The 14,029-nt window shown below is 38.4% G+C and carries 11 protein-coding genes and 1 tRNA gene; 5 read left to right on the top strand and 7 right to left on the bottom strand.

Going from position 1 to position 14,029, the window contains the following annotated elements; genetic code table 11:
- Positions 1-51: 51 nt before the first annotated feature.
- The gene (locus tag A3H37_06570) at positions 52-1,062 is read left to right on the top strand and encodes a hypothetical protein (GenBank protein ID OGL48772.1); all 1,011 of its coding nucleotides are present in this window, start codon (positions 52-54) and stop codon (positions 1,060-1,062) included.
- Between the two features lie 225 nt (positions 1,063-1,287).
- On the opposite strand, the gene A3H37_06565 is transcribed toward A3H37_06570, so the two are convergent.
- Both A3H37_06565 and A3H37_06560 read right to left on the bottom strand, forming a co-directional pair.
- Complete coding sequence (locus A3H37_06565) at positions 1,288-1,878, bottom strand: HNH endonuclease (protein OGL48771.1); 591 nt, start codon at positions 1,876-1,878, stop codon at positions 1,288-1,290.
- Between the two features lie 7 nt (positions 1,879-1,885).
- Positions 1,886-2,671 carry a DNA methyltransferase gene (locus A3H37_06560; protein ID OGL48773.1) on the bottom strand — a complete coding sequence of 262 codons (786 nt, stop codon included), beginning with the start codon at positions 2,669-2,671 and terminating at the stop codon, positions 1,886-1,888.
- Between the two features lie 2,296 nt (positions 2,672-4,967).
- On the opposite strand from A3H37_06560, the gene A3H37_06555 reads away from it, so the two are divergent.
- Together A3H37_06555 and A3H37_06550 are read left to right on the top strand one after the other, a co-directional pair.
- Complete coding sequence (locus A3H37_06555) at positions 4,968-6,164, top strand: hypothetical protein (GenBank protein OGL48770.1); 1,197 nt, start codon at positions 4,968-4,970, stop codon at positions 6,162-6,164.
- A gap of 57 nt (positions 6,165-6,221) precedes the next feature.
- Positions 6,222-6,962: a hypothetical protein gene (locus A3H37_06550; GenBank protein OGL48769.1), complete on the top strand. Its 741-nt coding sequence runs from the start codon at positions 6,222-6,224 to the stop codon at positions 6,960-6,962.
- A gap of 58 nt (positions 6,963-7,020) precedes the next feature.
- Here the strand turns inward: A3H37_06550 and A3H37_06545 are convergent, their stop codons facing one another.
- The 3 genes from A3H37_06545 to A3H37_06535 all read right to left on the bottom strand — a co-directional run bounded on the left by A3H37_06545 (position 7,021) and on the right by A3H37_06535 (position 9,905).
- A complete protein-coding gene (locus A3H37_06545) occupies positions 7,021-7,866 on the bottom strand; it encodes a c-type cytochrome biogenesis protein CcsB (protein OGL48768.1) in 846 nt (281 codons plus the stop codon).
- Positions 7,863-9,359 (bottom strand): hypothetical protein, encoded by a 1,497-nt coding sequence (locus A3H37_06540; protein ID OGL48767.1) that lies wholly within the window; start codon positions 9,357-9,359, stop codon positions 7,863-7,865. The genes A3H37_06545 and A3H37_06540 overlap by 4 nt, the downstream gene beginning before the upstream one ends.
- 138 nt (positions 9,360-9,497) lie before the next feature.
- Positions 9,498-9,905: a hypothetical protein gene (locus tag A3H37_06535; protein ID OGL48766.1), complete on the bottom strand. Its 408-nt coding sequence runs from the start codon at positions 9,903-9,905 to the stop codon at positions 9,498-9,500.
- Positions 9,906-10,320: 415 nt separating this feature from the next.
- Between A3H37_06535 and A3H37_06530 the strand changes: the two genes are divergently transcribed.
- Positions 10,321-11,613 carry a hypothetical protein gene (locus A3H37_06530; GenBank protein ID OGL48765.1) on the top strand — a complete coding sequence of 431 codons (1,293 nt, stop codon included), beginning with the start codon at positions 10,321-10,323 and terminating at the stop codon, positions 11,611-11,613.
- Positions 11,614-11,643: 30 nt separating this feature from the next.
- Here A3H37_06530 and A3H37_06525 read toward each other — a convergent pair whose 3' ends face one another.
- Positions 11,644-12,345, bottom strand: a complete 702-nt coding sequence (locus A3H37_06525) for a hypothetical protein (GenBank protein ID OGL48764.1) — start codon at positions 12,343-12,345, stop codon at positions 11,644-11,646.
- A gap of 179 nt (positions 12,346-12,524) precedes the next feature.
- Between A3H37_06525 and A3H37_06520 the strand changes: the two genes are divergently transcribed.
- Positions 12,525-13,796 (top strand): phosphoribosylamine--glycine ligase, encoded by a 1,272-nt coding sequence (locus tag A3H37_06520; protein OGL48763.1) that lies wholly within the window; start codon positions 12,525-12,527, stop codon positions 13,794-13,796.
- An 18-nt stretch (positions 13,797-13,814) separates the two neighbouring features.
- Here A3H37_06520 and A3H37_06515 read toward each other — a convergent pair.
- A tRNA-Val gene (locus tag A3H37_06515) sits at positions 13,815-13,886 on the bottom strand.
- Positions 13,887-14,029: the final 143 nt, after the last annotated feature.

Here is a 14,029-nt window from a genome sequence, read left to right as displayed (position 1 = left end):
GGTGCAGAGAGTGCTTTACAATAATAAAATATTCATGGTATAAGATTAGGTATGCCAAGAAAACCCCGGCTTGATACTCCCGGTGCCCTTCACCATGTAATGGCAAGAGGCATTGAAGGGACGAAGATATTCAGAAATAAAGGTGATTTTGAAGATTTTCTTAAAAGGCTTGGGGATATAGCAAGCGACAATCGCATATCAGTAATAGCCTGGTCTTTAATGCCCAACCATCTTCATCTTCTAATTAGAACCGGGAAACTATCTCTATCAGATGCCATGAGAAAGCTTCTAACCGGTTATGTGGTTAATTTCAATAAACGCTACAAAAGGCAAGGGCATTTGTTCCAGAACAGATATAAATCAATCTTATGTGAAGAGGAACCATATTTACTGGAACTTGTAAGATATATTCACCTGAATCCCTTAAGGGCAGGAGTTGTAAAGGATATAGAAGAGCTAAACAAATATCCTTATTCCGGACATTCTATCATAGTTGGAAAGGAGAAAAGACCTTGGCAGATAAAAAATGAGATATTGGAAAGGTTTGATAATGATGTAAGGAAAGCAAAGGTTAAATACATAAACTATGTTACAGATGGTATATCAGTTGGTAGAAGGCCTGATTTAACAGGAGGGGGGTTAATAAAGAGCATGGGCGGATGGGCTGAGGTTATTTCCCTGAGGAAAAGAAAGGAAAGAACTCCCTCTGACAGCCGCATATTGGGAAGCGGAGAATATGTGCAGACAATATTGGAAGAGGCGGAAGAGAAAGAGGCACAAAGTTTAAGGCTTAGAAGAAGGAAAGTAACCCTTGATAAGCTAAGCAAGAAGGTTGCAGAATATTTTCGTATTTATGTAGAAGAGCTTCAATCTGGTAGCAGAAAGAGAGAGGTACAAGAAGCCAGGGTTTGGATCGCAATATTAGGGGTCAAGAAACTTGGTTTTTCAGGAGCTGAAGTTGCCCGCTATTTAGGCGTAACAACTTCCTGCATTAACAGAATAGCTGCATCTGGAGTGATGGATAAATCTTGTGATGAAATATTACAGGAGCTTCTGAAATGAATGCACCTTCTGCACCAACGTCCCCTATTACTAACAACATCATCCTTAGTCATTCTATTTATTTCTAAGGAAGGACAATATTCTTCAATTGCTTCTTTGAAATTTTCCATCGCTTCTTTTGCAGTAATCAGGAAAACGGACTTATTAGAATCTATGTTAACATTTTTTAGTAAATCAGAAATATTCATTTTTCCTTCTCCTTAATATTAAGGCAATTGTTAAAAATTATCTCCCATTAGGTCTTTTGATATGTCCGTTTATTCTGTGCTTATCATAAGCATCAAAGACTTCCTTGCAGAATTTAATCATCTTTTCGTCACCTTTAGCTACTGCTTGCTTATAGATTTTAATAAAATATCTTTTACCAGCTTCAGTACGGGAATAATTCTTTTTCAGAAGATTATGTTCCATACACAAAGTTTGCCCATTATCAATAGAATTATCACCGCCCTTGCCCTTTGCCTTTATATGGTCGGCACACAACTCAACTCCATCTGCTATACCTCTACCACATACAACACATTTATAATTATCAAGCTCTAAGATTTTTTCCTTTATATCAGGAGGGAAATCAAATAACTCAATCTCTTTTATAAGATCAGGATCATAGCGATGCACACCTTTCTTAACTTTGATTAGTATTCCCTCTTCATGAAGATTTCGAATTGCTCTCCATATATCACGAGGTTTTCTCTTATAAAGTTTAATGTATTGTTCTTCAACCCAATCAACTACAGGCCCATGTTTTAAGTCTTGCTTAGGATACCTTTTGAAATATTCTAATATTAAGTCCCTAATACTTTTATTCTTTACCACAATTTTATCATCCAGTTACATTAAGCTTGAGCTGATTAAGCTGGCCTTCGGTCAAGAGTCTTTTTTCCGCTAATTCACAATATTTCCTATCAATTTCTATCCCTATCCCTTTTCTCCCTGTTTGAAAACATGCAAGCAGAGTTGATCCACTTCCAAGAAATGGATCGAGAACTGTATCTCCAACAAAACTAAAAAGTTTGATACATCTTTTAGGTAATTCAACAGGGAAAGGCGCAGGATGTCCACCCGCTCCTTTTTTGCTTTGTCCGTGAAATGTCCAAACTCCATTTGTCCAATCCATAAACTCTTGTTTAGTTATATCTGATTTTCTGCTACCACTTGTCTTTTTCCATACTTTTTTATAAAGAATAACAATAACTTCAACAGGTGCTATTACATAAGGAGCGGATGCTGAAAGCCAAGAACCCCATGCTGTCCTTCGGGAAATATTTTGCTCATTCCAAATTATTGTAGAATGATATTTGAAACCTACTTGCTTAGCAATAGTTGTAATATCTGCACATATACTTTGTTGACCACCCTTATTTTTATCTAAGGGAATATTCAGACAAAACCTTCCGTCATCTTTAATTAATTTGTAACTCTTTGTAAGCCATTCCCTTGTGAATAAAAGATAGTCCTCATAAGACATAGTATCATTATGTGAATTATATTTAATATCAACATTATACGGGGGAGAGGTCACAATTAAATCTATTGAACTTTCGTTAATAGATTCTGTTTTTAAAAAGTCAGTGTTATAAATCCATAAAAAATCTCTTTGGAAAAACAGCTCGTTGCTTTTTTTAGTAGTATAATTTGCCTTTTCCTCTTTTACTTTAGAAACTAGAGAAAGTGATTTCTTATATTTATTTAAGTTCTTAATCATATTTAAAGTTTTTCAAATATAGTTATGAAAGTCAATTTTAAAAACTATACTTTATTCAAAATTCCAAGTAAATAAAAAAAATATTTCCTGAAAGTAGCAATCAGATAATGGCTTTTGTTGAAAAACTGGGATAAAAAGAGTTTTCGCTTAGCGAGGTATATGCGTTTGAAAAAGAATTAAACCAACTGCATCCTGACAACAGACATATTAAGGACAAAATCCGCCAGCAATTACAATTTTTGCGTGATAAAGGTTATATCGAATTTATAGAACGAGGGAGTTATCGACTTGCATAAAGATTTGAAGTCTTCTTTGCTGCAAACTCAATACGATAAAATTTACTCATTTTTCAGGACAACAACTGAGGAATTCGACTTGTTGGAATGGGATGGAAATATTTTGCATGTTTGGCATGGCGACTGTATTGTAGAGACCTATAAGTACAAAGACCTGCAGAACATTATTATTTCTTTATAGATGTTGCTACAGAGAGTATTTAAGGAAATAAAAAGCGCCAGATAATAAAAGAAAATGGGGGACGTTGTTGAAAAAGAACACTTTACAATTGATATGAGGTTGTGATAGGAAATTCTTATGCCACGACAAGCAAGATTAGATGCACCCGGAACTCTGCATCATGTGATGATAAGGGGGATTTAGAATAAAAAGAACCGTCCCCTTTATTAAAATGGACTGTGAAGATTTTTTTAATTTAATTCGTACTGGAAAGTTGCCGCTGTCAGATACAAGGAGAAAGCTTTTGCTATGCACGCTATCTTGGTGGAACAACTTCCTGCATTAACAGAATAGCCTCTTTAGGAGGAGTGGATAAATCTTGCGATGAAGTATTAAAGGGACTTAGGAAATGAATGCACTCTCTGCACCAACGTCCCCTAATTCTAACAAAAAATAAGTTTTACCGGAAACGGAGATTAATAAGATGAAAAAACCTATCACCAAAAAAGGCTATGATGAGCTTCTTAAAAAACTTAAGTAGCTTGAGGAGATTGAACGTCCCCAAAACGTCCGGGATATAGCAGAAGCAAGAACTCACGGAGATATACGGGAAAATGCAGAGTTTGCTGCTGCAAAAGAAAAACAGTCATTCATTGAAAGCAAAATCAACGAATATAGGAATGCAATCAACAACGCGCAGATAATAGAAATAAAAGGCCTTAATTCTGATTCTGTTATTTTTGGCGCAACAGTTCATCTTTTAAACATCAACAATGGAGAAAAAAGGGTCTACTCCCTTGTCGGGGAATATGAGACAGACATAGATAACGGATGTATTTCCATTAACTCACCCATTGCACGTGCACTTATTAAACGTCGGGTCGGAGATATCGCTCAGGTTAATGCACCCGGTGGAATCTTTGAATATGAAATTAAAGCAATACTGTTCGAAGAACAATTTTTCTGACAGAGCCGCTAACTAAGATTTTCCCTTTAATAAAAAAAATTCCTCTATGCTTTCAGACTATGCCACAATTCTCTGGTTAGCGGTGAGCGTTTATCGCGTAGGGGCGGTTCGCGAATTGCCCCTACGCCGCGGTAAAATTAGGGGACGTTGGTGCAGAAAGTGTTTGAGACAGAGATTTGCCACAGGATAAAATTTGAGTATGCCAAGAAAACCAAGGCTTGATACACTTAAAGAATAAAGGGGGAGAAAAGGGGGATTGCGGAGGAATGTCATTGCGAGCGAAGCGAAGCAATCCAGACGAGATTACCACGAGCCGATAAATCGGCTCTCATAATGACCCTTTGGGTCAGATTGCTTCAGGGCTAAAGCCCTTCGCAATGACAAGCAAAAAAACGACTTTTTCAGACTTCTTAAACAACCATTGACATTAAAAACAAAACCCTTATACTGAAAACAAAATAAACCTCATTTGAACAAAAAATAGAAAGGAATAGGGGATGGTTCTATTTATTGACTGCCTGCAACGGCAGCTAACAACAGGTTAAAAGATTAACATCTAAATGCTATAATACTTATTTTTGCCTCCAAACGTCATCTACTATATTTCATTACATTGTATTTTTGATTACAGACATCTCTCGCCCAACCACAGAAGAACAATCAATTAGGATATCCAAAAGCTGGACATTGAACTCCTGTAATGATATGACTTCTTCAACGGGTTTTTGACTACGTTAGTATTCCAGCACGATTGCTCTTGTTAAAGAAAGGACATCTATGAAATCAGAATCATTTGCACTCAGCAAACAGATGATTGCACTGCTCGAGCAGGATGGTATTATTATTGCGACACCGGTACAGAAAGAAATTATTCCTGCCATCATACAGGGGCGGGATGTTATTGCGCAGTCTGAAACCGGGTCAGGGAAAACATTGAGTTTCGCAATTCCCATTATTGAGCAGCTCCATCGGCGTGACGGACTTCGGGCGCTCGTTTTGGTTCCAACACGCGAACTCTGTATACAGATTTCCGGTGAGTTTATCCGCTATTCCCATGACAAGCACCTTGGTATCGTTCCTGTGTACGGTGGCGTGTCCATCAGTATGCAGATTGCGAATTTGAAGTCGGCAAATATTGTTGTTGCAACGCCGGGCAGATTGCTTGATATCATTGAACGCCGCGCAGTGAAGCTTGACTCCATCCAATTCCTTGTGTTCGATGAAGCCGACAGAATGCTCGACATGGGATTTATCAAAGATATTGAACGCATCCTTCAGCATCTTTCCTCTCCCAGACAGACGATGCTGTTTAGCGCGACAATCTCAAGAGAGGTCGAACAAATCAGCAGGAAATACCTGAGTAATCCAAAATACGTCCGCCTCGCTTCAGAATTAAAGCCTGCAATTCTCCAGCAAACATACTACCAAACAACGCCTGAGGGAAAGATGGGCTTGCTCATTGGTTTATTGAAACGAGATCGCCATCTTGTCATCGTGTTTTGCAACCGGAAACATGTGACGGTGAAGCTTGCGAAAAAACTTTCAGCCCAAGGCATTAACGCGCGCTGTCTTAACGGCGATATGTCGCAAGCGCAGCGCGAGCGGGTGACAAGTCAATTTCGCCAGAAGAAATTCACAGTTCTTGTCGCGACAGATGTTGCCGCGCGCGGACTGCACATCGAGGACATTTCCCACGTGTATAACTATGAGATTCCGAAAGATGTGGAATACTACACGCACCGCGTCGGTCGTACTGCGCGTGTGGGGAAGAAAGGTAATGCAATCTCGCTCGTAGCGACTGCAGAAGAGAAAAAATTCTTCCAGCAGATTCTATTTACGTACCGCGGCAGCATTACATTGAAGGAATCAAGGGATATTCCCGTTTCATATCTTGAGAATACAGCAGGCAATGCCTCTCAGAAAAACACACACACCGGACAATTCTGGAGGAAGAAAAGGCAATACCCAAGATAATCATCAGCGTGGAATTCTCTTGATTAAATTAACAGGCATTTAGAAAAGAGAATTAGAGTGAAAGATAACTATGGCGACGATTTCCAGCAAAAATCAAAGTACCATCAGGATAAACTGAAAGGAAGGCATCTTGATTGGGACACTAAGCCTGAAACCTATAAGGTGTACAAGGATGTTAAAACCATTTCACTTCCGGAAACAGATAAGGATTTTAAATCCCAAGACTTATTTGCAATTATCAGGAAAAGACATTCAGTCAGACTTTATTCTAAAACACCTTTAAGCTTAAAGGATTTAAGTTATCTTCTTTGGTGCTCAACAGGTATTCAGCGGGTAGAACAGGGATATGAATTCCGCACAGCTCCGAGCGCAGGAGCATTATACCCTATAGAAACCTACCTTGTTGTCAATAATGTCAAATCTCTGAATCCTGGAATCTATCACTATGCAATTCAAAAACATCAATTAGAAGTGTTGAAAGAAGGTCAATTCGGCAAAGACATAGCAATATCCGCACTTGGCCAGCGCATTGCAATGGATGCACCGGTTGTCTTTGTATGGACTGCTGTTTTTCAAAGGTCAAAATGGAAATATGACCAGCGAGCATATCGCTATATATATTTAGATGCAGGACATATTGCAGAAAACCTTGCCATGGCTGCAGTAGATTTAAAATTGGGCTCATGTCAGATTGGCGCTCTGTATGATGATGAGATAAATGATTTGATAGGAATTGATGGGATTGAAGAGAGTGTTATCTATCTGAGCGTGGCAGGCCATCCGGCGCAGACAAAATGATTGTAATAGTAATGAAAGGAAACCCTGCAGAATTTCCTGAAATCAGACTATATATAGTTTATGTTGCGTAGCTGTGCAAGCCGGAAAGAAGCAGATTCACTCCCAGATAGCAGAATATAACCATCAGAAAACCTGCAATTGACAGAATTGCAGTTCTCCTTCCCATCCAGCCGTATGTATATCTTGCGTGAAGAAATGCCGCATAGACAAGCCATGTAATCAACGACCATGTTTCTTTTGGGTCCCAGCTCCAGTAAGTTCCCCACGCATAATTAGCCCAGTAAGCTCCTGTTATAACACCTATGGTCAGGAATGGAAATCCTATTGCTATCACCTTGTAGTTTACTTCATCAAGAATCTTTACAGCAGGGAAAGAGGAAAGATATCCTCCCTGATTATTTCCTCTTTTTTCAGCTTTTTCTTTCATAAGATATATTATTGAAATTCCGCAGGCAACTGCAAAAGCTGCATAACCAAGAAAGCAGGTAGCAACATGAAAATGCAGCCAGTAGCTCTGAAGAGCGGGAACAAGAGGCTCAATCTCATCAGAAAGGAATGCTGTATATGCAAGCGCTATCAGTGAAAATGGTATTACAAAAGCGCCAAAGGATTTATATTTAAACTTTAACTCAACCCCAAGGTATACAATCACTATAACCCATGAGAAAAAAACCATTGATTCAAAAAGATTGGTTAATGGCACCCTGCCATACTCAGCTCCCATAGCATACGAATCTTTCCATCGCAGTATCAAGCCCGCAGTCTGGAATAAAAAGCCTATCCATGTGATAATTGATGCAGAAGAAGCCAGTCCATTTTTCCTTAAAGAAAGATAGAAAATATACAGAAGGGTTGAGGCAAAATAAGCAATCATCGCAATGCCGAACAGCTTTGAACTAATCATTTTAACGCTCCTTTTAAATTAGAAATCAATCCTTCCATCTCAAGCTCAAAGGAGGGCTTGTTCTTATTTGTTAAACCTGTAACAGTTAACTCTGACTTGTCAAGTTTAACCCATACCCTTTTGTGGGAGATAAAAAAGGAAACATAAAGCCCTATAACAAGAAGTACGCAGCCCACCCATATCACATTGACTCCCGGGTCATATGTCACCTGAAGCCCTGTGCGGTTTCTTCCTGCTATATCTACAAGTTTAAATGAGTAAGGAGTTTCTGTAAAGGGGTGAAAATCAGGATATTTTAGAAACAGCCATTTTGTAAACCTCCTGCCGTTTTCTTCTATCTCTAAAAGCGCTGCCGGATTATTCAGTTCATTTGAACGGGAAACAACATCTTTTCCCTCGAATGCAAAATCAGGAATGAACCTTAAAGCCCTCACTTTAACTCCCATCCCAACTTCAATTTCTTCATCCAAGCCAATACTTAATACTTTTTTGTCCCCTCCTGCCCTTGGAGTAATCTCAAGGCTCAGATTTCTCATCCCTCCCTCGCCAAAACTTGACTGGTAAAAAAATATTCCATTATAACTCAACGGGTCATTCACCTCGATTTTCTTTGAAACTACTTTCTTGTTATCCTTCAGCACTACAAGTTCACTGTACCAGTCCTTAGGCCTCGTATTGTCTTTATAATAGGTAACATAAGCCTTTTCACACTTCAGTGTAAAACCAAGAGGAAGTTCTGCATTCTTTCCTTTGTCATAGTAGTTATTGGTCTGCTCTCCCTCAAGGAGTTCAACGTATCCCTTGAAGCCAAAAAGTGAACCAATTATGGAGCCTATGAAAATCAAAAATATGCTACAGTGAGTTATGTAAACTCCAAGCCTCCCTATTTTACCTCTTTCAAACATGAGATGGCAGGAGCCGTTAATATTTTCTTCATAATGACGTGAAAATTTATTATCCAATACTTCTGATACTTTTTTCTTTGCCTCTTCTATTGAGTCTCTGAGCCTAATCTTTATTTCGCCATTCAATCCTTCCTTAAATGTTACCTTTGGCTCAGAGAAATATTTTAAAACCCCTGGAAAACGATTAATTGTACACATGAATAAATTGGCTGTTAAAAGGAAAAGCAGCGCTGTAAACCACCAGGAGTGATACATATCCATAAGTCCGATTGAATGGAAAAGCTTATATGTTTTTTCTCCGTATGACATTACCTCTTCCATTGATTTAGGCTCATCAGCAAGCCTAAAAAACTTCAGGAAGTTAACAGTCGTAAAACCTAAATTAGTAACAATCTTTGGATATGTTTCAGTGCCTTCCTGCTGTATGACAGTTCCAAAAATAGAGAGTGCGGCTAGTATTATAAATAGATATATTGCAAGACGAAGAGAACGGAGAAACTCAAGAAGTCCTTGAGAGGATACTTTTTCCTGTTTTACCTCTTCTTTTTTTGCCTTATCAGGGTTTATCTTTTTTGATTTATCAGCCATAGCTTGTTAAATTCCAAATAGATTTAAAATCTCAATTACCATAACTTTTTAAATTTTATTACTTCAAAAAATCATATTTATAAAAAAGGGCAGCCAAAAAAGCTGCCCTAACAAAATTTTATTCGGCTATACAGCATGTCACTTGTGGCACTGGTTACACATTGTTGGTGCCTTTGAGCTGGCATTCTTTTCTTTATTTTTCTTGTGGCAGCCAATGCAGTCTACATGATACATTCCTTTCGTAGCACTGATTGCGGGATTCCCCTTCAGTGCAATTTTTTTACCATCATCCTTTTCCTTGTCATGGCATGAAAAACAAGCCTTTGGCTGCTCTGTTCCCTTGACTGTATGATGGCATTCAACGCATTTAAGGTTAAGCCAATCAGCAGAATTATGTTTTTTGTGAGGGAAAACTACCGGCGGTTTTGTTGCCTGAACTTCTTTTATTGTAATACTTTCAGGATTATCTAAAGCATAACTCACTCCAAAACCTACCGCGACAAGGCAAAACACTGCTGCAATACCAAATGATAATACTTTTCTCATCTTCTCTCTTCACCTCCTTTTATTTTAAAAAAAATCTGTTTATGATATTATAAGTAATTTCCATGCCAAACACTGTCTGTTTATTTTTTTCCTCTTTCAAAAAAATCGATTAAACTCTCTTGCCAAAAATATCAAAAACTAAAAATTTTAACTATTTTGTCTTTAATAACAAGATGTTTTCTCTTTTACTCAATAAAACTGTATCAAGAGTTTACTAAAACTTTAATTTTAGTCAAGAAATTTTAATAGAATTTATCTTAGTTTTTCCTTTAAAATATTTTTTCAAAATGACAAAAAGACAATTTACAGAGTCAATTTGTCTTTGAATTCGCTATACACACATTTTCAATTTTTTTAGTTGATTAAAGCTAATTGTTTTTGTAAGCTTTTTACAACCTTAATTCAGGAGAGAAAGATGAATCGACTTAAATCTCTTCGTGTATTCTTTTTATTATTTCTTCTGCTAAGCTTAAACCTTGTTAGCGATACCTTTGCAGATAATAAAAAAGAGAAAAAAAGTATCAAGGTTAATCAGAAAGAATTTACTTCAAGCACAGTATGCAAGGAATGCCATTCGGAAATATTCAAATCCTGGTCAAACTCAATGCACGCCTCATCAGTTTCTGATTCCGTATTTGAAGCTTCATATCTCAAAGCAATTAAAGATAAAGGCGAAGATGCCAGAAAATTCTGTCTTTCCTGCCATAGCCCTACTACGAGAATAACAGGAGATTATTACATAAAATCAGCAGTTGCAGCAGAAGGAGTAACTTGTTCCTTCTGCCATACCATCACTTCTGTAGACATGGGAAGCAACCAGCCGAAAATAACAAACCAGGCAGGGGATATAATCCGTGGTCCTCTCATGGATGTCAAATCCACCAGCCACAACATAGAAGGCTCGCAACTTCATCTCAAGTCAGAGCTCTGTGCAGGATGCCACGAGCTTAAAGGTGAGAATGGAGTTCCAATACTTAGCACTTACAGTGAATGGAAGGAAAGCTCATACATGAAGCGGGACATTCAGTGTCAGAACTGCCACATGCCTGAGCTTTTCGGGGTTCCCATTGTAAACTCTGATGTAAAGGCTACACAGAATTTTGCAAAAGATCACGCAGTTCTTGGAGGTCATTCACAGATAAAGCTGAGCAAGGCTGCATCTGTCTCAACTAAGGTTAAAGTAGAAAATGACAAAGCTATCATTGAAGTCCTTGTCCAGAACAGAGAGTCAGGACACCAGATTCCGACAGGAATGCCTGCAAGGAAGATAATTCTTTATGTTTCTTTGTATGACAAAAGCGGAAAAAAACTGGCAACACAGAACAGGGTTTATCAGAAAGTAATGGTTGATGTAGCAGGAAATATTCTTACAGAGGGAGCCGATATTTTTCTAAAATCAGCAAGAGTGCTGAGTGACAACCGCATATTACCGAATGAAGCAAGGAAGGAATTTTTTGAGTTTTCTCTTCCGGCAGGCTTAAAAGATTTCAAAGTTGAAAGCATTCTTAACTACGAATTTCAGACGCCTGTAATTTCTTTGCAGAATATGCAGGTTGAGATGGCAAAGGATATACACACAAGCGGAAATGAAATTTTCCCTGAAGAAAAAATACTTTCAAATATCTTTGTGATAGTTGCAGCTTTCATGCTTGGAGTTTTGATTACTTACCTTGGATACAGAGTTTATGAAAAGTATGCGAAGAATTAATTGACGGTAAACTCATCAATTCTAACTATATCAAACAGTTTTTGACAGCTCGGCAATCCACTGAGCGGCTTTATCTATGCCAACTTTGCTGCTGTTAATGATTATATGGTAGAGCTTGAGGGCTCTGGAATCTTCGTTATAGTAGTGTTTTATATAGGCATGACGCCTGTCATCTATCTCTGTAACTATCTTTTTTGCTTTTTCAGGATCAACATTTTTAACTTTAATAGCTCTTTCAATTCTATCTTCAAGAGGAGCTACTATTCTCACATGCAAGCAATTCTTTTTATTCTTAAGAATGCACTGCCCGCCCCTTCCTGCTATTACTGAATCAATTTTCTTTTTTGATAATTCCTCTATAAAGGTCTGAACCATTTCCTGATATATATCGCTGTCAAGCCAGCCATTGGTTTCGCAGGAATATGGAACAAATCGTTTTTTTGTTTTTAATTCTCCCTTTTTTTTCTCTGGAACAGACGGGATTAGAGGAAAACTTGCCTTGAGGTTTTCTCTTACAATGATAGGGTCAATCACTCTTGAAAAAAACACCTGCATCTTGTCATACCGGTCCTCTTCGTATAAATCAACTTCAAACTCAGATACATGGCTCTTCGAGGCAACTGCTTTTACTATCTCCCTGTCAAAATAATCTATTTTCAGCAGTTTTGCTACTCTTCTTCCAATTTCCTGCCCTCCGCTTGCAAATTCCTTTGAAATAGTAATAATAGGCACAGTCTCTTCTCCTCATCTACATCTCAAACAGGATAAAACAATTTACAAATCATATTGATTTTCTATTTCATCATATATAAAATGCAAAATCAATAATTAACTTCAAACACAAACTAACTTATAACCTATGACTCATGACTTATGACTTTAGGCAGAAAAAAGTGCGATAGGAGAACGAAATGAACATCCTTGTAATAGGTTCAGGCGGAAGGGAGCACGCCCTTGTCTGGAAAATATCTGAAAGTAAAAAGACAAAGAAAATCTTCTGTGCTCCCGGCAACGGCGGAATATCAGAGATTGCAGAATGTGTGGAAATAAAGCCTGAGGAAAATGACAGACTTGTAAGCTTTGCAAAAAAGAATTCCATAGATATTACTGTAGTGGGTCCTGAGCTTTCCCTTGTAAATGGAATTGTTGACGAATTTGAGAAGCATAATCTGAAAATCTTTGGTCCCTGCAAAGAAGCTGCCCGCCTTGAAGGAAGCAAGTCTTTTTCAAAAGAATTCATGAAACAGCACAACATTCCAACAGCGAGGTTTCAGAGCTTTGATTCATTTGAAAAGGCAAAAAACTTTGTTGAGGAATGTGAACACCCCCTTGTGATAAAGGCTGATGGCTTGGCAGCAGGTAAAGGAGTAATCCTTGCTGACTCAAAAGATGGTGCCTTCAAGGCTCTTGATGAGATTATGGTCAAAAAAGTTTTTGGCATCGCAGGCAACAGAGTCATAATAGAAGAAATGCTCTGCGGTGAAGAGGCTTCCTTCCTTGTATTTACTGATGGGAATTCAGCAATACCAATGCCGTCATCACAGGACCACAAGAGAATTTTTGACAATGACAAGGGTCCAAACACGGGCGGAATGGGAGCCTATTCTCCGGCGCCTGTCATAACAAAAAAGCTTGAAGACAAAGTAATGGAAAAAATAATTTTTCCTGTTATTTCCGGAATGAAAAAGGAAGGAAGGCTTTACAAGGGAATCCTCTATGCAGGGCTTATGATATGTAATGGCGAACCATTTGTCCTTGAATTCAATGTCCGCTTTGGAGACCCTGAGGCACAGCCAATTCTGATGAGAATGAAAAGCGACATAATTCCTGTGATTGAAGCTGTAATTGATGGAAATCTTGAAAAAGTTAAAATCGACTGGAACAGCCGCGCAGCAGTCTGTGTTGTAATGGCTTCAAAGGGCTATCCAGGAGATTATGAAAAGGGGAAGAAAATTTCAGGGTTGCAGGAAGCAGCAGAACTTGATGATGTTGTGGTATTTCACGCAGGCACAAAAAAGTCCGGCAGTGATTTCCTCACATCAGGCGGAAGGGTGCTCGGAGTTACAGCCCTTGGGAATGGAATAAAAGAAGCCATTGACAGGGCATATGAGGCTGCAGACAAAATCTCCTTTGACGGAGCACAGTACAGAAAAGATATTGGGAAAAAGGCATTGATTAGATAGAAACATTACAGATGCCTTTGGGCGATACAGGGTTCGAACCTGTGGCTTCTACCGTGTGAGGATAGCACTCTACCGCTGAGTTAATCGCCCTAAGAAATTCTCTCTCCTGCCTGAATCTAATCCTAATAATCCAAAAGTGTCAAGAGGGCAAAACTGATTGACACAATTATCTGACCTCAGACACCGGTGTGTATGTCATTATTAAGAAAAGCTCTATTTATTCTTTAAAGGAT

The sequence above is a fragment of the Candidatus Schekmanbacteria bacterium RIFCSPLOWO2_02_FULL_38_14 genome (assembly GCA_001790855.1).
Classification (GTDB): domain Bacteria; phylum Schekmanbacteria; class GWA2-38-11; order GWA2-38-11; family GWA2-38-11; genus 2-02-FULL-38-14-A.
Note: the sequence above shows the minus strand (reverse complement) of the source record. Positions and strands in the feature narration are given on the sequence as shown.